A 19249-nucleotide genomic window follows, 5' to 3' on the forward strand; every position below is an offset into this window, starting at 1 on the left:
AACATTTGGGGTTCAGTTCAGTTACGCGCCCATAAATTCGGAAAAACAGCACAAAAGCAACACCCCCCGCGCCAGAGGAGCGGGGGGTGTTGTTGATGTCGAATTGTCTTACCGATAGTAGGCGGTTAAGCGGGGAAAAGAAAGAGATCCCGATCACGAAGCTTTTCACCACCGCTGCGCGAACTGGAAACAGTTTGTGGTGTTATCTTTTTGTAATTTAATTGAATTATCTGGCAAATGCCTATTTTGCGAAATGGATCCCTGACGGTCACTGAATTTCCACTTCCAACTGGAAAAAAACACGCTACACAGAAAATCTTCCCGGGGTTAGGGTAAAGGCATCAGAGAAGGCGGGTTATTCAGGTGATGCGCTATGCGATTGACAGAATCATGTTTGGATCTAGGGGTACTGAAAAGTGAATGATGGATCTGCTGCGAGAGAAAATAGTGAGCAACCCGATATCAGTCAGGCCGGGGCGATAACCGAGCAGGTACTGGCTGATATTACCGCGATGCTGAGCGCAGAAGGCATTTATACCAATGCCGTACAGCAACAGATGCTGGAATCGCATATTCGTGCCATGGTGCTACGCTCAATAACCGGTGAGCCTTTGCCTGAGGTGGATAAATCGTTGTTTGATGAAATCTCAGAGGAATCAATGAAAATGGCGGAAAGAGTCGTGGATCCCTTTAGCACTCTACCGATAGAAGAAGCTTATTTGCTTTCCGTACATTTTGAAGTGGCAAAAGATAATAACCAATAGCAGTTAACGAATTAATTTAATCAGGAGAAATACCATGGGTCAGATTACCGTAGTGATTGGCGATCGTTTGGGTAAAGGTCAGAAAGTGGGTCAGGGCATTGAAAACGCAGGCGGAAAAGCCATTGTGATCCCAGGCGTAGCGGCAGACATGAAGCTCGGCGACGTGATGAAAGCGGAAGGCGCGCAGTTGGGTATTTCTTTCTGCGGCAGCGGCGGCGCTGGGGCGATTACCGCTCAGACCAAATACGGCTATAAAGCCAAATACGGCATGCGCTCGATTGATGAAGGCGTGACGGCAATTAACGAAGGCTGCACCGTGTTGGGTTTCGGTTTTATGGATAAAGAAGAACTGGGCCAGAGGCTGGTTGAAGCCTACGTTAAAAAACACGGCAATCCGTAATGAAAGAGCAATATACAACGTCGGTAAAGGTGGAGGGTAAGGGCGACAGCAAAGCGAAAGCTTTTGCTTCCGCCTTGGCCAATGTGCAGGGCGCGGTATTAAAATCCACCAGTAATATTCTGCTGCGTATTGAACCGCAGGATGTCAGCGTATTAAAAGCGGAAGAGAAAATAACAAAAGAAAAGTTTCTGTTCTTCTTTCTGCCGCGCGAAAGAAAGAACTATTCCGTTACTCTGGAAATAACCGTGAACGTGACAATCATCAATACAGAAAAAGTTGTCTTCGTCGCGAAATAAAAACGTTAGCATAAATCAAAGGGTATACTGATGTTTTTAATCATCTTATTTAAGTCGCTTATTATAGGCGGACTGGTGGGGGTTGGCGTAGGGGCCGGCGCCGCACGTATGTTCCATGCTCCGACCACACAGGGCATGGGCGCTTTCCGCACCCTGGGCGAGCTGAACTCCTGCGAGGGCGATCCGGCTTCCCATTTCTCATTCGGTCTGGGCTTCTTCTTCAACGCCTGGGCGTCTTCCGTGGCGGCGGGGGCCTTCACGCAGGACGTTGACCACCGCATCATCCCACATTGGGGGGCAGCGGCGTTGATGGTCAAAAACCGCAACCTGGCGCAAACGCTGCACGATCCGAAAAAAATGGCTATCGCCTGCGGCATTATCGGCATGCTGGTGGTGGCCTTCCTCAATACCACCGCCTCCGCAGTGCCTGCTGCGCTGCAGGTCACGGCGATTAAAGTGTTGGTACCGGCCGCTAACCTGCTGGTGAACACCGTGATGCCGGTGATCTTCTGGCTGGCGGCGATCGACGCCGGGCGTCGCTCCGGCTTCTGGGGCACCATCTTCGGCGGCCTGGCGCAGTTGATCATGGGTAACGCCGTACCGGGTCTGGTGCTGGGTATCCTGATCGGTAAAGGCGTGGAAGAGAGTGGCTGGAACAAAATCACCAAGATCATGATGGCGGTGATCGTGCTGTTGTTCGTGCTGAGCGGTTTCTTCCGCGGCTTCGATATGAAAGTCCTCGAGTCCTTCAGCCTCGGCGTGCCGGGCTGGCTGGATGCCATTCACAATACCCTGAGCGGTAAATAAGGAGCTGGATGATGGAAGAACAAACCCAAAAAGGCTTCTGGTATGCCGACTGGTCATTCCCGATTTTTGTTGGCCTGCTCTCTTCCGGCGTGTTCGCCGGGACGCACATGTACTACCTGTACGGCATCGGTGCCTTTAACGAAGTGGCCTTCGTATCCATGCTGCGGGCAGGAATGGATACCGGCGTTTATGGCGCGGTGGCGGCATTCGGTGCCAGCTTCCTGTTTGCGCGCATCATCGAAGGCTCGCTGGTGGGGATCCTGGACATCGGCGGTGCGATCCAGACCGGTGTAGGGTTGGGGGTGCCGGCACTGCTGCTGGGGGCGGGGATTATCTTCCCGGTCGCCAACTTTGCTGCCTCGCTGATAACGGGTCTGGTGATTGGTCTGGCGATTGGCTACCTGATCATTCTGGCGCGTAAATTCACCATCAATCAGAGCAACTCCACCTACGGGGCGGACGTGATGATGGGGGCCGGTAACTCCTCCGGCCGCTTCCTGGGGCCGTTGATCATCCTGTCTGCGATGACCGCCTCGATCCCTATTGGCATTGGTTCACTGCTCGGCGCACTGCTGTTCTATATCTGGAATAAGCCAATCACCGGCGGGGCGATCCTCGGGGCGATGCTGTTAGGGGCTATTTTCCCGGTAGCCATCGCTTAAATGCGACTGTGATTGTCGGGGAGCGGTTCGCCGCTCCCCTGCTTGAAAAGGAGTAATGCAGTATGTATGACTTAGTGATCAGACGCGCCAGACTGGCGGATGGCCAGTTGGTCGATTTGGCGGTGCAGGATGGCAAGATTGCCGAGGTAGGGCAGTTGGCTGACGACGTTAGTGCTCATCGGCTCTGGGATCTGGCGGGTCAGCACCACCTGAGCGCGGGTTGGATCGATTCCCACGTGCACTGTTACCCCTCTTCGCCGATTTACCACGACCAACCGGATTTGGTCGGCGCCTCCTGCGGAGTCACCACGGTGGTCGACGCCGGTAGCACCGGCACCGACGATATCGATGCGTTTTATGCGTTGACACGCAGTGCCAAAACCAACGTCTTCGCCTTCCTGAATATTTCACGTATTGGCCTGCTGCGGCAGAACGAACTGGCCGATCTGGCGGATATCGATAAGCAGAAAGTCAGCCAGGCCATTGGCGACCACCCGGGTTTTATCATCGGCATCAAGGCGCGTATGAGCAGCAGCGTGGTTGGGCAGAATGGCACTCGGCCGCTGGTACTCGCCAAAGAGATCCAGCAGGAAAACAACCTATTGCCACTGATGGTGCATATCGGCAATAACCCGCCGGATCTGGACGAGATCGCCGATCTGCTGACCCGTGGTGACATTATCACCCACTGCTACAACGGCAAACCGAACCGCATTCTGACCCCGGCGGGCACGCTGCGTGAGTCTATCCAGCGTGCGCTGCAGCGCGGCGTGTTGCTTGACGTTGGTCACGGTACCGCCAGTTTCAGCTTTGAAGTCGCCCGGCAGGCGATTGCGCTGGGCATTTTGCCGCATACCATCAGTTCCGATATTTATTGCCGCAACCGCATGGCCGGGCCGGTACACAGCCTGGCGACGGTGATGTCCAAATTCTTCAGCGTCGGGCTGTCGCTGCCGCAGGTGATCGCCTGCGTGACCGAGAACGCCGCCTCGGCGCTGCGCCTGGTCAACAAGGGCCGGCTCGACGTGGGCTGCGATGCCGATTTCACCCTGTTTGATCTCCGCCAGGGGCCGCAGGTATTTGCCGACTCAGAAGGGCAATCAGCCACCGGCCAACAGTTGCTGGTTCCGCTGGCCGCCGTGGTGGCCGGGGAAATCCTATTAACCGATGAAGGGAAAGCCGCTCATGTCTTCGATTTATGAAAAATATAATTTAAAGCAGGTCATTAACACTTCCGGTCGTATGACCATGCTCGGCGTGTCCACGCCACGTCAGGACGTCATTGACGCCGTTGACTACGGCCTGAATCACTATTTTGAAATCAAGGATCTGGTCGACAAGACCGGTGCCTACATTGCCAACCTGCTGAACGTCGAAGATGCGGTGATCGTTTCCTGCGCCTCGGCGGGCATCGCCCAGTCGGTGGCGGCCCTGATCGTCAAAGATAACGCCAACCTGCTGGTGAATCTGCACTCCGCGCCGATCACCGTTCCGCGTGAGATTGTGCTGCCGCGTGGCCATAACGTTAACTTTGGCGCGCCAGTGGACACCATGGTCGCACTGGGGGGCGGCAAGGTGGTCGAAGCGGGCTACGCCAACGAGTGTTCTGCCGAGCAGCTCGAAGCCTGCATTACGCCGCAGACCGCCGCTATTCTCTACATCAAGTCGCACCACTGCGTGCAGAAAAGCATTCTTTCCGTTGAACAGGCGGTGGTGGTGGCGCGCAAACATAACCTGCCATTGATCGTCGACGCCGCGGCGGAAGAAGATTTGCTGTGCTACTACCAGATGGGGGCCGACCTGGTGGTTTACAGCGGCGCCAAAGCCATCGAAGGGCCAACCAGTGGGTTGGTGATCGGCAAGAAGCAATACGTTGAATGGGTGAAGCTGCAATCCGGCGGCATCGGCCGGGCGATGAAGGTCGGCAAAGAGGGCATCCTCGGTCTGACGCAGGCGATCGAAAGCTATCTGACGCTGGAGAAAACCACCGGCCAGCAAATGGTAGAAAGAATGACGCCGTTTATCGACAGTCTGAACACCCTGACCGGCATCAGCGCCAAAACCGTCTGGGACAGCGCCGGCCGCGACATTGCGCGGGCGGAAATCACCTTTGACGAAGCGGTGCTCGGGCGTTCGACCTACGACATTGTGCAGGCGCTGAAAACCGGCGAGATCGCCATCTACTTCCGTGGCTATAAGGCCAACGAAGGCAAGATTGAAGTGGACGTGCGCAGCGTTGACCAACAACAGCTGATGACCGTCTTCACCTGTATTAAAAATCTGTTTACGGAGAAACAAGCATGAAGCTGCAACCTAACTACTATCGCGATCGCGTGTGCCTCAACGTATTGGCCGGCTCGAAAGACAATGCGCAGGACATCTATTCGGCAGCGGAAGGGCATGTGCTGGTGGGCGTTCTCTCCAAGAACTACCCGGACGTCGACAGTGCGGTGGCTGACATGCAGCACTATGCACGGCTGATTGAAAATGCGCTGTCAGTAGGATTGGGCGCGGGCGATCCGAAACAATCGACGATGGTCAGCCTGATTTCCCAACGGGTGCAACCACAGCACGTGAACCAGGTGTTTACCGGTGTCGGGGCCAGCCGCGCGCTGTTGGGGCAAAATGACAGCGTGGTGAACGGTCTGGTGTCGCCTACCGGCCGCGTCGGCTGGGTGAAGATCTCGACGGGCCCACTGAGCGCCGCTGCGCCAGACGGCATTGTGCCGGTGGAAACTGCCATCGCCCTGCTAAAAGACATGGGCGGCAGCTCAATCAAGTATTTCCCGATGGGTGGGCTGGCATGCAAAGAAGAATACCAGTATGTGGCCCAGGCCTGCGCCGAGCATGATTTTATGCTGGAGCCGACCGGCGGTATCGATCTGGAAAACTTCGAGCCGATCGTCGAGATCGCACTGGCCGCCGGTGTGAAACGGGTGATCCCGCATATCTACAGCTCAATCATTGATTCAGCCACAGGCAATACCCGCCCACAGGACGTCAAAACCCTGCTGGCAATCACCAAAAAGCTGGTGGGATAAACGCATTATCGGATGACGTAAGGCAGGGAGGCGACAGGCTCTGTATCCACAGGCGCGGGCACACCGCGCCGCTATCTATAATCAGGATAACTATGCGAAACTGGCAGTCTCCAACCCTACGCACCGCGTTAACCCTGGCGCTACTGGCGATGTCCAGCCCGGCGCTGCATGCTGAGGATGCAATGAAATCTACGTCATCTCATTTCGCTTATATCGGTACCTATAATCCCAACGGTGAAGGCGTTTACCGGGTGCAGGTTGACCCGGCCAGCGGAGCGCTGAGCGCCAGAACGCTGGTCAGCAAACAGGGCAATCCGGCGCAGCTCACCGTGGATGCCAAAGGCCAGACGCTGTATGTCGCCAGCGAAGTGGCAAATTTTAACGGCACTAAACACGGCGGCATTATCGCTTACCGTATCAATCCATCCGATGGCAATTTGACGCAGCTGAACCAGGTCGATTCACAAGGCGCGGGGCCGGTTTACCTTTCTCCTACGCCAAACGGCCGTTATCTGCTGGTAGCGAACTACGTCAGCGGCACCGTGGCCGCCTTCCCGATCGAGAGCGACGGCAAGCTGGGCAACGCCAGTTCGGTGCAGCAACAGCAGGGGCCGGCAGGGGCCGGCAAGCCAGAAGGCGCGGTGGAGGGCAGTTTCGCCATCAGCGATCACAATGGGCCGCATGCACATATGATCGCCAGCGATCCGAGCGGCAAGTTTGTATTCTCCACCGATCTGGGGCTGGATCGGATCTACCAGTGGCGCTTTGACGATACCAGCGGCACGCTGACGCCGAACGATCCACCGTGGGTCGCCGCGTCTTCCGCGGGTGCCGGTCCGCGTCACTTTGTATTCCATCCGGACGGTAAAACTGTGCTGCTGGTGAACGAAGAGGCCTCGACGCTGACCAGCTACCGTTTTGATAACCAAAAAGGTACTCTGAAACAGTTACATGTCGTCTCCTCGCTGCCCGCCGACTATAAGGGCACCAACTTTGCTGCCGGTCTGGTTCTCAGCGAAGACGGCAAAAATCTGTATGTTGCCAACCGGCTGCATAACAGCATCGCGCAGTTCAGCGTCGGCAGTGACGGTGAACTGCAGTCGGTGGCGGAAACCTGGACGCGCGGCGATTATCCACGCTCGTTGACGCTAAGTCCGGACGGACATTATCTGTATGCAATGAACCAACGCAGCGATAACGTCACCCGCTTCAGCGTAGACAAGGCCAGCGGCAAACTCAGCTTTGTTGAAGGCTATACGCCGGTGGGCAGCCCCTCGCAAATGGTGTTCTTGCCGGTGGCGAAGTAACCCGTTGCCCGCCTGATTCCCCAGGCGGGCACCTTAATTGACGGAAAGAGAATGGTGCGATTTCCCTACCCGCGTTTGGCCTATCTGTTCGATGCTCTGCAATCTGAGACTTTGCCCCAGGATGAGCTGGCGAAGCGCTTTGCGGTGTCCACCCGAACCGTGCGCGCCGACATCACCGCGCTGAACGATATTCTGGAAAAATACGGCGCCCACTTTGTGCATAGCCGTGGGGCGGGCTATCGCCTGCAGGTCGATGATGCCGTGCTGTTCAGCGCCCTGCAGCATCGGGAACGTAAAAAACACGCTACGCCACGCAGTGCGCAGGAACGGGTGCACTATCTGCTGATTCGTTTTTTGACCTCAGCCTTTTCTCTGAAGCTTGAAGATTTAGCCGATGAATGGTTTGTCAGCCGCGGTACGCTGCAAAACGACATGGCTGAGGTGAGAGAGCGCCTGGCGCACTACCAGTTGACCATTGAAACCAAACCGCGCTACGGCATGAAGCTGTTTGGTTCGGAGATGGCGATCCGCGCCTGTCTGACGGATCTGTTATTCCAGTTGCACCTGGCCGACACCGAGAATCCGCTGCTCAACAATGAGATCCTGCTGCAACCGCAGGTGGGGAACTTTGCCGGGCTGTTGCATCCGTTGCTGTCGCAATATGCCATCCGCCTGACCGACGAAGGCGAGCAATATCTGATTTTCTACTGTGCGGTGGCGCTGCGGCGCATTACCGACGGTTATCCGCTGCCGGACTTTGACGTTGAGGACGGCGATGACGCGGTGCGCAAGGTATCGACCTGGCTGGCGGGGGAGCTGCGCAAAGCCAGCGGCAAAGAGGTGTCGATGGCGGAGGAGGCCTATCTGCGGGTGAATATCGCCGCGCGGCGGGTGCAGGAGGTACAGCCGACCGAGATCAATGCCGATGACGAAGAAGCGCTGGTGGATTACATCCTTTCGTACATCAACGCGCACTATAACTACAACCTGCAGGGCGACAAGCAGCTGCGCGCCGATCTGCTGACCCATATCAAGACCATGATCACCCGGGTGAAGTACCAGATTAATATTCCCAACCCGCTGTTGGCGAACATTAAACAGCACTACCCGATGGCCTATGATGTGACGCTGGCCGCGGTCTCCAGCTGGGGGAAATACACGCCTTATACCCTGAGCGAAAACGAGATCGGCTATCTGGTGCTGCACATTGGCGTTGGGCTGGAGCGGCATTACAACATCGGCTATGAGCGGCATCCGCAGGTGATGCTGGTGTGCGATACCGGTAACTCGACGGTACGTATGATCCAGGCGCAGATTGCACGTAAATACCCGCAACTGGTGATGACGCGCATCGTTTCGCTGCGTGATTACGAGGTGCTCAACCACATCGACGAAGACTTTGTGATTTCCAACGCGCGGGTCAGCGAGAAGAACAAGCCGGTGGTGGTGATGTCGCCGTTCCCTACCGAATACCAGCTCGAACAGCTGGGCAAGTTGGTGCTGGTGGATCGTACCAAGCCCTATATGCTGGAGAAATTCTTCGACGCCGAGCATTTTATGCTGGTCAACGAGCCGCTGACTCAGGCGCAATTGTTCCAGAAGGTGTGCAGCCAGCTTGAACGTGAAGGCTACGTCGGCGATGATTTTTATCCGTCGGTGGTGGAACGCGAGGCGATTGTCTCTACCCTGCTGGGCGAAGGGATTGCACTGCCGCACTCACTGGGGCTGTTGGCGAAAAAAACCGTGGTAGTGACGCTGCTGGCGCCGCAGGGCGTGGCCTGGGGAGAGGGCGAGGTTGCCCATGTGATTTTCCTGCTGGCGATCAGCAAGAGCGATTACGAAGAGGCGATGGCGATTTACGAGCTGTTCGTCACCTTTGTGCGCGAGCGTTCGATGAGCCGCCTGTTGGGCAGTGATAATTTCGACAGTTTCAAAGCGGTGGCGCTGGACTGTTTAAGCCGGATCTAGTGGGGAATTATAGGGTGTAAGTCAGAGGGCGCAGCATGCAGCGCCCCTGGCGGTTAGTCTTCGTCAAAACCGGAGTTAATCAGTTCGATCACGGCGGCCAGTGCCTTGGCTTCATCCGGGCCGGTGGCTTCCACTTCGATATGACGGCCCTGTGCGGAGTCCAGCATCAGCAGCGCAATCACGCTGCTGGCTTCGGCCTCGGTGCCGCTGTCATTGCGCAACATCACCTCGGCATCAAAGCTCTGCACCAGCTCAAACAGCTTCATCGCCGGGCGCGCGTGCATGCCCAGTTTATTTTTGATTTCAACCGTTTGCTTGACCGTCATTGTTTGCGTTTTTCCAGCGTGCGGTGGCGTGACTGCACGTTTTTGCCGCGTGAGCGGAAGTAGTCGGCCAACTGTTCCGCTACATAGACTGAACGGTGTTTACCGCCGGTACAGCCAATGGCGACCGTCAGATAGCTGCGGTTGTTGGTTTCCAGCATCGGCAACCACTGTTCCAGATAGCTGCGGGTCTGGTAGATAAAGTTATGCACTTCAGTGTGACGGTCGAGGAACGAGGCAACGGGCTTATCCAGGCCGGTCATCGGACGCAGTTTCGGATCCCAGTGTGGGTTTGGCAGGAAACGCACGTCGAACACGTAGTCGGCGTCAATCGGGATGCCATGCTTAAAGCCGAAGGATTCGAACACCATGGTCAGCTCGCGCTCGCGTTTACCCAACAGGCGGGTACGCAGCATTTCGGCCAGCTCATGCACCGACATTTCCGAGGTATCGATGATCAGATCGGCCCGGGAGCGCAGTGGCTCAAGCAGGTCGCTCTCTTCATCGATGGCGCTTTCCAGCGACAGGTTCTTGCTGGATAGCGGGTGCAGACGGCGAGTATCACTGTAGCGGCGGATCAGCGTATTACGGTCGGCGTCGAGGAACAGCAACTGCGGTGAAAAGCTGTCCGGCAGTTGGGTCATCGCATATTCAAACACTTCCGGCGATTCCGGCATGTTACGCACGTCGATGCTTACCGCAGCGGAGCTATTGCGTTCCGCCAGCGTATTGGCAAGCTGCGGCAGCAGTACCACGGGCAGGTTATCAACGCAGTAAAAACCCATGTCTTCCAACGCCCGCAAGGCGACGGATTTCCCTGAACCGGAACGGCCGCTGACAATCATCAGCACCATGTGGCAACTCCCCCTGGCATCTCAGTGGCGTTTATCGCCACCGCTAGAAACTTTATGATCCCGATCTGAACCGGGATCCATCGTGGCTAAACAGTATCGTTATCCGGGCTGGAAGTCACGCCAGCCGGGCGTTACTCGGTGATGATTTGGTAAAGCTCTTCGTCACTTTGCGCTGCCCGCAGGCGGCGGCATACGGTTTTGTCGGCCAGGCGCTTGGCGACCAGCGACAGGGTATGCAAATGGGTTTTACATTGGTCGGCCGGCACCAGTAAGGCGAACAGCAGATCGACCGGCTGGTTATCAATGGCGTCAAAGGCGATAGGTTGGTCGAGACGGATAAACACGCCAACGGCCCGCAGTGTGTCCTCTTCCAGTTTGCCGTGGGGAATAGCGATACCGTTGCCGATACCGGTGCTGCCCATGCGCTCGCGGGTGAGAACCGCGTCAAACACTACCTGTGGTGACAGGTTGAGCTGCTTGGCGGCCAGTTCGCTGATAATTTCCAAAGCCCGTTTCTTGCTGGTGCAATGGACGGAACTTCTGGTGCACTCGATGTTTAACACCGAGCTTAATTGCATTGTTTCGTTGTTCATCTCATCTTCACTTAAAACCACACCAGCAAGCAGGAGGCTTGTGAGGTGATTTTTCGCCTTGTTTAACCCTTGATGGCTTATCGGCGCGATACCCATACAGGTAACGCGCCGATGGCCGAGGCTACGTTTGAGCCGTACCCGCTGACGGAAACGGCCCAGAATGTCAGTGTTGTTTCAGTTTGTCTTTATGTTTGTTCAATTGACGTGCCAGCTTATCGATCAGGCTGTCAATTGCGGCATACATGTTCTCGTCTTCCGAGGTGGCGTGCAACTCGCCTCCATTCACGTGCACCGTTGCTTCCGCAATCTGCTGCACTTTTTCCACACTAAGAACGACATACACCTGATTTATGCGATCAAAATACTGTTCGAGTTTAGCGAACTTGGTGTTCACGAACTCACGCAAAGGTTCGGTGATTTCGATGTGGTGTCCGGTAATGTTGAGCTGCATAATGTCTTCCTTCTCAATAGAGGTCAAACCAACTGTTTACGTTGGTTGGACGGCGGGATGGACAAAGACTCTCGGTACTTGGCGACGGTACGCCGCGCCACGATGATCCCCTGGTCGGAGAGCAGGGTAGCCAGCTTGCTGTCGCTGAGCGGTTTGGCGGGGTTTTCCGCCGCGATCATTTTCTTCACTACTGCCCGGATCGCCGTAGAGGAAGCTTCGCCTCCGCTGTCGGTATTCACATGGCTGGAGAAGAAATATTTCAATTCGAAAATGCCGCGCGGACTGTGCAAAAACTTCTGCGTGGTCACGCGTGAAATTGTCGATTCATGCATCTCCACGGCCTGGGCGATATCCGCCAACACCATGGGCTTCATAAATTCAGCACCCTGTTCAAAGAACGCCTGTTGCTGCTCGACGATGCAGCGTGAGACTTTCAGCAGGGTGTCGTTTCGGCTTTCCAGGCTTTTGATCAGCCATTTTGCTTCCTGCAGATTGCTGCGGATGTACTGGCCGTCGCTGTCGTTACGCGCGCTGTTACCCATTGCGGCGTACTGCTGGTTGATCTTCAAGCGTGGAATGCTGTCGCTATTGAGCTCAACCGTCCAAACATCTTGCACCTTACGCACCAACACGTCCGGGATCACGTACTCGGATTCGCCGGTATTGATCGACTGGCCCGGACGCGGATCGAGAGACTGAATCAGCTGCATCGCTTCTTTCAGTGTATCTTCTTTTGAGCGGGTTGTTCGCATCAGGCTGCGAAAGTCGTGGTTAGCCAGCAAGTCCAGATGTTCGCTGATGATCAGGCGTGCTTCAGCCAGGTATGGCGTGTCTTTGGCATACTGGGAAAGCTGAACCAGCAGACAATCGCGCAGATCGCGCGCGGCGACGCCAACCGGATCAAAACGCTGTACGCGCTTCAATACCGCTTCGACTTCGTCCATTGTCACATTCTCGTCACCGATGCTCTCCAGAATGTCTTCCAGTGGCACGGTGAGATAGCCGGTGTCATCAACGGCGTCGACGATCGAGGTGGCGATAGCGGCATCGGTATCGGAGAACGGCGTCAGATCCACCTGCCACATCAGGTAGTCCTGCAGGGTCTGGGTGGTTTCGCCCTGATACACCGGCAGTTCATCGTCACTGTAATCGGTACGGGTACCGGACGGCGTACCGGCGGTGTAGATTTCATCCCAGGTGGCGTCCAGTGGCAGCTCTTCGGGCATGTCCTTCTGTTCCAGCGCCTCGCGGGTATCCAAACCTTCGGTTTCGACGGTCTCTTTGGCGTCGACTTCTTCGTGCAGATCGGTCTGTTCAAGCAATGGGTTGCTCTCTAACGCCAGCTGTATCTCCTGCTGGAGCTCAAGCGTGGACAACTGCAGCAGGCGGATAGCCTGCTGGAGCTGGGGGGTCATGGCCAGTTGTTGGCTAAACCTGAGTTGCAAACCTTGCTTCATAATCTTCAGTCTACTTCCGTTAACAGTCGTCCATCAGGACGCGCTGGCACTCAGAGGCGGAATTCTTCGCCCAGATAAACGCGTTTCACCTGCTCATCGGCCAGAATAGCATCCGGCGTGCCGTGAGCAATCAGTTTGCCCTGGCTGACGATATAGGCGCGTTCACACACGTCCAGCGTTTCGCGCACGTTATGGTCGGTGATCAGCACGCCCAGGCCGCTGTCACGCAAGTGCTCGATAATTTTTTTAATGTCGATAACGGAAATCGGGTCAACCCCGGCGAAGGGTTCATCCAACAGGATGAATTTCGGGTTAGCCGCCAGGGCACGGGCGATCTCGACGCGGCGGCGTTCACCACCGGACAGCGCCTGGCCCAGGTTGTCGCGCAGGTGGGTGATATGGAATTCTTCCATCAGCTCTACCGCACGGTCTGCACGCTGCTCACTGCTGAGATCGTCACGGATCTCCAGTACGGCCATCAGGTTGTCATACACGCTGAGGCGGCGGAAGATCGACGCTTCCTGCGGCAAATAGCCGATGCCACGACGCGCACGGGCGTGCAATGGCAGCAGACTGATGTCTTCTTCGTCAATCACGATACGTCCGGCATCACGCTGAACGATACCGACCACCATGTAGAAAGTGGTGGTCTTGCCGGCGCCGTTTGGCCCCAGCAGGCCGACGATTTCGCCGGATTTCACTTTCAGGCTGACGTCTTCAACAACTTTACGGCCCTTGTAGGCTTTCGCCAGGTTTTCTGCGATGAGTGTAGCCATAGGTGATTAGTTACTCTTCTTTTGCCCGTTTTTGTCTTGCAACTGCGACGGTACCAGAACCGTAGTCACGCGTTTGCCTTTATCGCTGAACGCCTGCATTTGCTGCTGTTGCACCAGATAGGTGATGCGATCGCCTTTTACGTTGCTGTCGAGCTGTTCCAGATAGGCATTCCCGGTCAGGGTCACCAACTGCGACGCCACATCGTAACGGACTTTCTGCGCATGGCCTTTTACCGGCTTGCCGCTGTCTTGCATCTGATAGAAGGTGACCGGATTACCAAAGGCTTCGATATAAGTCTTGTTCTGATCGCCGCCCGGCCGGGTCACCACCACCTTGTCCGCTTTGATATCGATAGTGCCCTGCTTGATCACCACGTTATCGGTAAAGGTGCTGACGTTGCTCTGCATATCCAGAGACTGTTTCAGCGAGTCGATGCTCACCGGTTGGTTGGAGTCGGACTTCAGTGCCCAGGCTGGGGCGCTGGCGGCCAAAATCAAGCTGCCGATCAACAGATTACGGCTTTGTTTGTTGGTTCTGAATTTCATAGTTGGTCTTAACCTTATCAATCAGCTCAGCGGTTTTGGCCCGCAGGTTCCCACGCATTTTCATGCCGTTAGAGGTGAAGTTCGTCCCGTAGAGCGTCACTTCGTCATCCGAAGCCACATCCTGGGTCACCAGGTTCACCTGAGCATTGTCCGTTTTAATTTTTTCCAGCTGTGAGGTGGTGGTCAGGCTGTTCACCTCGACATGGCCGTAAAGATACAGCATCCGGTCTTTAGTCAGTTTGGCGCGATCGGCGCGAACTGACCAGGTAGCCACCGCGTTTTCATCAAACAGCGTCATCACCGGCTGGGTAAACCAGCTTAATTCATCGGCGGTATAATACTTGACGTCTTCCGCCACCAGCTTGTAGCTCAGCTTGCCGGTCGGATTGTACACTATGGTGACCGTATGCTGGCTCTGATAAGTCGGATCCTGGCTGTTAGCCGGTCCCGGCGCGGCATCGTCATTGACATCAGTCATGTTCCAGCCAATCAGCGCCAATGCGATCACCGCCAGCAGGATGGTGATCCAAAGTTTGGTTTTACTCATATCGACAGCCCTTTGGCGTCCTCCAGCTTGTTCTGAGCCAAAAGAATAATGTCACACAGCTCGCGCACCGCACCGCGGCCGCCGGCAATGCGGGTAATATAGTGGGCGCGTGGCAACAGCAGCGGGTGTGCATCTGCCACCGCAACCGACAGGCCAACCTGCGCCATCACCGGCCAGTCAATCAGGTCGTCGCCAATATAGGCTACCTGATCTGCCGTTAGCGACAGTGTATCCAACAGTTCGCGGAAGGCCAAAAGCTTATCGGATTGCCCCTGATAAAGGTGGGCAATACCGAGGGTCTTTGCCCGATCTTCCAGCAGCTTGGCAGAGCGGCCGGTGATGATCGCCACTTCAATATCTGAGGTTTTCAGGCAGCGGATGCCGTAACCGTCACGTACGTTGAAGGCTTTTAACTCTTCGCCGTTGTTGCCCATGAAGATCAGGCCGTCTGACAGCACGCCATCGACATCACAAATCAGCAGGCGGATTTTGCTGGCACGCGCCATGACGTCTTGTTCTACAGGCCCGTAGCAGGTTTCAACCAGACTCATTGAGTTCTCTTCCATAATTAAACGACGCCGGCGCGCAGCATGTCATGCATATGTACCACACCCAGCAATTGGTCGCCATCGGCAACCAGCACTGCGGTGATATGGCGTTGCTGCATCAGGTTCAGCGCGTCTACCGCCAGCAGGTTCGGGCGCACTCGCACGCCGCCGAGCGTCATGACATCGACAATCTTGGCTTCGTTGAGATTGATACCCATATCAAATATCCGCCGCAGGTCACCATCGGTAAAGATACCGGCGATCTTCATCAGATCGTCACAGATGACCGTCATGCCCAGATTTTTGCGGGTGATTTCCAGCAGGGCATCACGTAGCGAAGCATCGGCACTGACGTGGGGAATTTCATCGCCGCTGTGCATGATGTCGCTCACGCGCAGCAGCAGTCGGCGGCCCAGCGCGCCACCTGGGTGCGACAGTGCAAAATCTTCCGGCGTAAAACCACGGGCCTTCAGCAGGGCGACGGCTAACGCATCGCCCATCACCAGGGTAGCGGTGGTGCTGGTGGTCGGCGCCAGGCCAAGCGGGCAGGCTTCCTGCGGCACTTTAATGCACAGATGAATATCCGCCGCTTTGCCCATCGAACTTTCCGGATTGTTGGTCATGCAGATCAACGGGATTTGCTGGCGTTTCAATACCGGGATCAGCGCCTGAATTTCGTTGGACTCACCCGAATTGGAGATGGCGAGTACGATATCCTGTGCGGTCACCATGCCGAGGTCGCCGTGGCTGGCTTCCGCAGGATGAACAAAGAACGAAGGCGTACCGGTGCTGGCGAAGGTGGCGGCAATCTTGCAGCCGATATGGCCGGATTTACCCATGCCCATCACCACCACTTTGCCGGTGCAGTCGGCGATCAACTCACAGGCGCGAGTAAAGTCTGCATTGATGTATTGATCGAGCTGGGCCAGCCCGTCACGCTCAATCTGCAGCACTTCTTTGCCTGCCTGCTGAAAATCAAAGCCTGGTTGCAACTGAATGTTCGACATGCTCATTCCCGTCGGTTTAGCCGAAAGTATTGAAAGGGTTAAAAAACAGCACCGCAAGATACGCAATAAAACCACATAATAACAGAGCGCCTGCCAGATGACCGATACGATGTTTCCGCCCAATGCACAGGGCGCTGAGCACAATGCTGACCGCCAGCATCACCCAGTAATCGCGGTGGAAGGCGGCGCCATCAACACTGCCCGGAGACAGCAGGGCGGGGACGCCCAGTACGATCACCGTATTGAAAATGTTGGAGCCGATGATATTACCAATCGCCATATCATCCTCCCCCTTTAGTGCCCCGGCAATGGAGGTGGCCAGCTCCGGCAGGCTGGTGCCGATAGCGATAATGGTCAAACCGACCACCAACTCACTCATGCCGAAATAGTGCGCAATCACCGTGGCGTTATCGACCACCATTTTGGAAGACAGCGGCAGAATGATAAAGGCCAGCACCAGCCACAACACCGCCACGGTGTTGCTGCTGTCCTGCGGCAGTTCGGCCATTTGTTCCACGGTCAGGCTGTCGTTGCCTTCGCGCTGCGCCAGCCGGGCAATTTTCAACATCAACAGAATGAATACGGCGGCGGCGGCCAACAGCACCACGCCATCCAACCGACTCAGCGTGCCGTCCATCAGCACAAAACCGCACAATACTGTGACCGCCAACATCAGCGGCAGTTCGCGGCGCAATACTTCGGAACGCGCAGCCAGCGGGTGGATCAACGCGGCAACGCCAAGGATCAGTAAAATATTGGTGATGTTGGAACCCAATACGTTCCCCACCGCCATATCTATTTGCCCGTTCAGCGCGGCGGTGGTCGACACAAACAGTTCCGGCAGTGAGGTGCCGATACCGACGATGGTGATGCCGATAATCAGCGGTGGTACACCAAGTGAACGAGAAATGACCGCAGCACCGTAAACTAAGCGGTCTGCACCATATACCAGTAAAAATAAACCAACGATTAATAAAGCTATCGCGAGAAACATGCAGGGTCCTTTGTTGGGAATTATCCCGGTTCGTTGGTTAAAAGCCGTAATTCGGCTATCTTGCTTTGCCCTCCGTTGCGCAGGCTAAAGCCGCAGCAACGGGATTTCCCGGCTAATATATGAACACTTTCGTTTTTTTTCGTTATGGCGCCAATTTTGACCGGGTGGCGCGTAAAAGTAAAACCTATGGCACCATTGGTAGCGAAATGCCGGTAAGTTTTTGTAAAGATGAGACGCATTGCGCCCGTTGCTTTAACATCGCGGGTAGATTTGGCAAAAATGAGCCGTAAAGGATCCATTAACATGCACCAGAAGGCAGAGAATCTGGTCGAAGTTCGCGACATGACTTTCTCGCGCGGCGATCGACTGATATTCGAAGACATCAACCTGACGGTTCCCCGTGGCAAGGTGACAGCGATCATGGGGCCGTCCGGTATTGGTAAAACGACGCTGCTGCGTCTGATTGGCGGCCAGCTGGCACCGGACAGCGGTGAGATCTGGTTTGATGGCGATAACATTCCCGCGTTGTCCCGCCATCAACTGTATGAAGCGCGCAAAAAAATGAGCATGCTGTTCCAGTCCGGCGCGCTGTTTACCGATCTGACGGTATTTGAAAACGTGGCTTATCCGCTGCGTGAACACAGCCGTTTGCCGGAGCCGATCCTGCGTAGCACGGTGATGATGAAGTTGGAGGCGGTTGGGCTGCGTGGTGCGGCTGAGCTGATGCCCAATGAGTTGTCAGGCGGTATGGCGCGGCGTGCCGCGTTGGCGCGGGCGATTGCGCTCGACCCAGAGATGATCATGTTCGATGAGCCTTTCGTCGGCCAGGATCCGATCACCATGGGCGTGCTGGTGAAGCTGATCGATGAGCTCAATCACGCGCTGGGCATCACCTGCATCGTGGTTTCGCACGACGTACCGGAGGTGCTGAGCATCGCCGACTACGCTTACATTGTTGCCGATCATCGGGTGATTGCCGAAGGCACGGCGCAAGAATTACAGAACAATCCTGATGCGCGCGTGCGCCAGTTCCTGGATGGTATTGCCGATGGGCCGGTACCTTTCCGTTATCCGGCCGGCGATTATCAGGCCGAGCTGTTAGGTTTAGGGAGTAAATAAGCTGATGTTATTACAGGCGTTAGCGTCGTTAGGACGCCGTGGCATCAACACCAGCGCCAGCTTTGGGCGCGCCGGATTGATGTTGTTCAACGCGCTGGTCGGGCGGCCTGAACCGCGTAAGCAGTGGCCGCTGTTGCTCAAGCAAATGCACAGCGTGGGCGTACAGTCGCTGTTGATCATCATGGTTTCCGGGGTGTTTATCGGCATGGTGCTGGGCCTGCAGGGCTATCTGGTGCTGACCACTTACAGCGCCGAAGCCAGTCTGGGCATGATGGTGGCGTTATCGCTGCTGCGTGAACTGGGCCCGGTGGTCACCGCACTGTTGTTTGCCGGTCGAGCCGGTTCCGCGCTGACGGCCGAAATTGGTCTGATGAAGGCGACCGAGCAAATATCCAGCCTGGAAATGATGGCGGTCGATCCGCTGCGACGTATTGTCGCACCGCGTTTCTGGGCCGGTTTGATCAGTATGCCATTGTTGACGCTTATCTTTGTCGCGCTGGGCATCTGGGGCGGCTCGGTGGTTGGCGTGGACTGGAAGGGCATTGACAGCGGCTTCTTCTGGTCGGCGATGCAGGGCGCGGTAGAGTGGAAAAAAGACCTGCTCAACTGCCTGATCAAGAGTGTGGTTTTTGCCATTACCGTGACCTGGATTGCCATCTTCAACGGCTATGATGCGGTACCGACCTCTGAAGGGATTAGCCGGGCAACAACGCGTACCGTGGTACATTCGTCACTGGCGGTGTTGGGATTGGATTTCGTGCTGACAGCACTGATGTTTGGGAATTGATT

General features: G+C 55.8%; 24 protein-coding genes. 12 read left to right on the plus strand and 12 right to left on the minus strand.

Going from position 1 to position 19249, the window contains the following annotated elements; genetic code table 11:
- The first annotated feature begins 416 nt into the window (after positions 1-416).
- The 10 genes from BEI65_RS03050 to BEI65_RS03095 all read left to right on the plus strand — a co-directional run bounded on the left by BEI65_RS03050 (position 417) and on the right by BEI65_RS03095 (position 9245).
- Positions 417-764, plus strand: coding sequence for a glycine dehydrogenase (locus BEI65_RS03050; protein WP_099062090.1), 348 nt, complete (start codon positions 417-419; stop codon positions 762-764).
- Between the two features lie 34 nt (positions 765-798).
- Complete coding sequence (locus tag BEI65_RS03055; RefSeq protein ID WP_012147075.1) at positions 799-1164, plus strand: glycine-rich SFCGS family protein; 366 nt, start codon at positions 799-801, stop codon at positions 1162-1164.
- On the plus strand, positions 1164-1460 hold the full coding sequence (locus tag BEI65_RS03060) for a DUF4312 family protein (protein ID WP_099062091.1): 297 nt from the start codon (positions 1164-1166) through the stop codon (positions 1458-1460). The genes BEI65_RS03055 and BEI65_RS03060 overlap by 1 nt, the downstream gene beginning before the upstream one ends.
- Before the next feature lie 30 nt (positions 1461-1490).
- Positions 1491-2267, plus strand: coding sequence for a DUF4311 domain-containing protein (locus BEI65_RS03065; RefSeq protein WP_012147073.1), 777 nt, complete (start codon positions 1491-1493; stop codon positions 2265-2267).
- Positions 2268-2278: 11 nt separating this feature from the next.
- Positions 2279-2929 carry a DUF4310 family protein gene (locus BEI65_RS03070; protein ID WP_037416299.1) on the plus strand — a complete coding sequence of 217 codons (651 nt, stop codon included), beginning with the start codon at positions 2279-2281 and terminating at the stop codon, positions 2927-2929.
- A 62-nt stretch (positions 2930-2991) separates the two neighbouring features.
- A complete protein-coding gene (locus BEI65_RS03075; protein WP_099062093.1) occupies positions 2992-4131 on the plus strand; it encodes an amidohydrolase/deacetylase family metallohydrolase in 1140 nt (379 codons plus the stop codon).
- The gene (locus BEI65_RS03080; protein WP_099062094.1) at positions 4115-5233 is read left to right on the plus strand and encodes a DgaE family pyridoxal phosphate-dependent ammonia lyase; all 1119 of its coding nucleotides are present in this window, start codon (positions 4115-4117) and stop codon (positions 5231-5233) included. The genes BEI65_RS03075 and BEI65_RS03080 overlap by 17 nt, the downstream gene beginning before the upstream one ends.
- Complete coding sequence (locus tag BEI65_RS03085; RefSeq protein ID WP_099062095.1) at positions 5230-5970, plus strand: KDGP aldolase family protein; 741 nt, start codon at positions 5230-5232, stop codon at positions 5968-5970. Before BEI65_RS03080 ends, BEI65_RS03085 begins: the two co-directional genes overlap by 4 nt.
- 92 nt (positions 5971-6062) lie before the next feature.
- A complete protein-coding gene (locus tag BEI65_RS03090; RefSeq protein WP_099062096.1) occupies positions 6063-7277 on the plus strand; it encodes a lactonase family protein in 1215 nt (404 codons plus the stop codon).
- A gap of 51 nt (positions 7278-7328) precedes the next feature.
- Positions 7329-9245, plus strand: coding sequence for a transcription antiterminator (locus BEI65_RS03095; RefSeq protein ID WP_099062097.1), 1917 nt, complete (start codon positions 7329-7331; stop codon positions 9243-9245).
- Positions 9246-9298: 53 nt separating this feature from the next.
- Here BEI65_RS03095 and npr read toward each other — a convergent pair whose 3' ends face one another.
- The 12 genes from npr to BEI65_RS26685 all read right to left on the minus strand — a co-directional run bounded on the left by npr (position 9299) and on the right by BEI65_RS26685 (position 17640).
- Entirely contained in the window at positions 9299-9571 is a 273-nt protein-coding gene (npr, locus tag BEI65_RS03100; protein WP_012147066.1) for a PTS phosphocarrier protein NPr, read from the minus strand.
- Entirely contained in the window at positions 9568-10422 is an 855-nt protein-coding gene (rapZ, locus tag BEI65_RS03105; protein ID WP_012147065.1) for an RNase adapter RapZ, read from the minus strand. Before rapZ ends, npr begins: the two co-directional genes overlap by 4 nt.
- A gap of 131 nt (positions 10423-10553) precedes the next feature.
- On the minus strand, positions 10554-11015 hold the full coding sequence (ptsN, locus tag BEI65_RS03110) for a PTS IIA-like nitrogen regulatory protein PtsN (protein WP_099062098.1): 462 nt from the start codon (positions 11013-11015) through the stop codon (positions 10554-10556).
- Positions 11016-11178: 163 nt separating this feature from the next.
- Positions 11179-11466, minus strand: coding sequence for a ribosome hibernation promoting factor (gene hpf, locus BEI65_RS03115; RefSeq protein WP_012147063.1), 288 nt, complete (start codon positions 11464-11466; stop codon positions 11179-11181).
- Between the two features lie 23 nt (positions 11467-11489).
- Positions 11490-12923, minus strand: a complete 1434-nt coding sequence (gene rpoN / locus BEI65_RS03120; protein WP_099062099.1) for an RNA polymerase factor sigma-54 — start codon at positions 12921-12923, stop codon at positions 11490-11492.
- Positions 12924-12973: 50 nt separating this feature from the next.
- Entirely contained in the window at positions 12974-13699 is a 726-nt protein-coding gene (gene lptB, locus BEI65_RS03125; RefSeq protein ID WP_085119668.1) for an LPS export ABC transporter ATP-binding protein, read from the minus strand.
- A 6-nt stretch (positions 13700-13705) separates the two neighbouring features.
- Positions 13706-14245, minus strand: coding sequence for a lipopolysaccharide ABC transporter substrate-binding protein LptA (gene lptA, locus BEI65_RS03130; RefSeq protein WP_085119667.1), 540 nt, complete (start codon positions 14243-14245; stop codon positions 13706-13708).
- Positions 14214-14792, minus strand: a complete 579-nt coding sequence (gene lptC / locus BEI65_RS03135; RefSeq protein WP_085119666.1) for an LPS export ABC transporter periplasmic protein LptC — start codon at positions 14790-14792, stop codon at positions 14214-14216. The genes lptA and lptC overlap by 32 nt, the downstream gene beginning before the upstream one ends.
- Positions 14789-15343: a 3-deoxy-manno-octulosonate-8-phosphatase KdsC gene (gene kdsC, locus BEI65_RS03140; RefSeq protein ID WP_099062100.1), complete on the minus strand. Its 555-nt coding sequence runs from the start codon at positions 15341-15343 to the stop codon at positions 14789-14791. Before kdsC ends, lptC begins: the two co-directional genes overlap by 4 nt.
- A 17-nt stretch (positions 15344-15360) precedes the next feature.
- The gene (kdsD, locus tag BEI65_RS03145) at positions 15361-16347 is read right to left on the minus strand and encodes an arabinose-5-phosphate isomerase KdsD (RefSeq protein ID WP_085119664.1); all 987 of its coding nucleotides are present in this window, start codon (positions 16345-16347) and stop codon (positions 15361-15363) included.
- Between the two features lie 16 nt (positions 16348-16363).
- The gene (locus tag BEI65_RS03150) at positions 16364-17341 is read right to left on the minus strand and encodes a calcium/sodium antiporter (protein ID WP_099062101.1); all 978 of its coding nucleotides are present in this window, start codon (positions 17339-17341) and stop codon (positions 16364-16366) included.
- Between the two features lie 20 nt (positions 17342-17361).
- A complete protein-coding gene (locus tag BEI65_RS26685) occupies positions 17362-17640 on the minus strand; it encodes a hypothetical protein (RefSeq protein WP_157765416.1) in 279 nt (92 codons plus the stop codon).
- Between the two features lie 4 nt (positions 17641-17644).
- On the opposite strand from BEI65_RS26685, the gene mlaF reads away from it, so the two are divergent.
- Together mlaF and mlaE are read left to right on the plus strand one after the other, a co-directional pair.
- Entirely contained in the window at positions 17645-18460 is an 816-nt protein-coding gene (mlaF, locus tag BEI65_RS03155; RefSeq protein ID WP_099062102.1) for a phospholipid ABC transporter ATP-binding protein MlaF, read from the plus strand.
- A gap of 4 nt (positions 18461-18464) precedes the next feature.
- Positions 18465-19247 (plus strand): lipid asymmetry maintenance ABC transporter permease subunit MlaE, encoded by a 783-nt coding sequence (mlaE, locus tag BEI65_RS03160; RefSeq protein ID WP_099062103.1) that lies wholly within the window; start codon positions 18465-18467, stop codon positions 19245-19247.
- Positions 19248-19249 lie beyond the last annotated feature (2 nt).

Source organism: Serratia sp. BW106 (assembly GCF_002607755.1).
Lineage (GTDB): Bacteria > Pseudomonadota > Gammaproteobacteria > Enterobacterales > Enterobacteriaceae > Serratia > Serratia proteamaculans.

Coding starts and splice junctions, on each gene's coding strand:
- BEI65_RS03055 (WP_012147075.1), top strand. CDS start 799: ATGGGTCAGATTACCGTAGTGATTGGCGATCGTTTGGGTAAAGGTCAG.
- BEI65_RS03060 (WP_099062091.1), top strand. CDS start 1,164: ATGAAAGAGCAATATACAACGTCGGTAAAGGTGGAGGGTAAGGGCGAC.
- BEI65_RS03065 (WP_012147073.1), top strand. CDS start 1,491: ATGTTTTTAATCATCTTATTTAAGTCGCTTATTATAGGCGGACTGGTG.
- BEI65_RS03070 (WP_037416299.1), top strand. CDS start 2,279: ATGGAAGAACAAACCCAAAAAGGCTTCTGGTATGCCGACTGGTCATTC.
- BEI65_RS03075 (WP_099062093.1), top strand. CDS start 2,992: ATGTATGACTTAGTGATCAGACGCGCCAGACTGGCGGATGGCCAGTTG.
- BEI65_RS03080 (WP_099062094.1), top strand. CDS start 4,115: ATGTCTTCGATTTATGAAAAATATAATTTAAAGCAGGTCATTAACACT.
- BEI65_RS03085 (WP_099062095.1), top strand. CDS start 5,230: ATGAAGCTGCAACCTAACTACTATCGCGATCGCGTGTGCCTCAACGTA.
- BEI65_RS03090 (WP_099062096.1), top strand. CDS start 6,063: ATGCGAAACTGGCAGTCTCCAACCCTACGCACCGCGTTAACCCTGGCG.
- BEI65_RS03095 (WP_099062097.1), top strand. CDS start 7,329: ATGGTGCGATTTCCCTACCCGCGTTTGGCCTATCTGTTCGATGCTCTG.
- npr (WP_012147066.1), bottom strand. CDS start 9,571: ATGACGGTCAAGCAAACGGTTGAAATCAAAAATAAACTGGGCATGCAC.
- rapZ (WP_012147065.1), bottom strand. CDS start 10,422: ATGGTGCTGATGATTGTCAGCGGCCGTTCCGGTTCAGGGAAATCCGTC.
- ptsN (WP_099062098.1), bottom strand. CDS start 11,015: ATGAACAACGAAACAATGCAATTAAGCTCGGTGTTAAACATCGAGTGC.
- hpf (WP_012147063.1), bottom strand. CDS start 11,466: ATGCAGCTCAACATTACCGGACACCACATCGAAATCACCGAACCTTTG.
- rpoN (WP_099062099.1), bottom strand. CDS start 12,923: ATGAAGCAAGGTTTGCAACTCAGGTTTAGCCAACAACTGGCCATGACC.
- lptB (WP_085119668.1), bottom strand. CDS start 13,699: ATGGCTACACTCATCGCAGAAAACCTGGCGAAAGCCTACAAGGGCCGT.
- lptA (WP_085119667.1), bottom strand. CDS start 14,245: ATGAAATTCAGAACCAACAAACAAAGCCGTAATCTGTTGATCGGCAGC.
- lptC (WP_085119666.1), bottom strand. CDS start 14,792: ATGAGTAAAACCAAACTTTGGATCACCATCCTGCTGGCGGTGATCGCA.
- kdsC (WP_099062100.1), bottom strand. CDS start 15,343: ATGAGTCTGGTTGAAACCTGCTACGGGCCTGTAGAACAAGACGTCATG.
- kdsD (WP_085119664.1), bottom strand. CDS start 16,347: ATGTCGAACATTCAGTTGCAACCAGGCTTTGATTTTCAGCAGGCAGGC.
- BEI65_RS03150 (WP_099062101.1), bottom strand. CDS start 17,341: ATGTTTCTCGCGATAGCTTTATTAATCGTTGGTTTATTTTTACTGGTA.
- BEI65_RS26685 (WP_157765416.1), bottom strand. CDS start 17,640: ATGGATCCTTTACGGCTCATTTTTGCCAAATCTACCCGCGATGTTAAA.
- mlaF (WP_099062102.1), top strand. CDS start 17,645: ATGCACCAGAAGGCAGAGAATCTGGTCGAAGTTCGCGACATGACTTTC.
- mlaE (WP_099062103.1), top strand. CDS start 18,465: ATGTTATTACAGGCGTTAGCGTCGTTAGGACGCCGTGGCATCAACACC.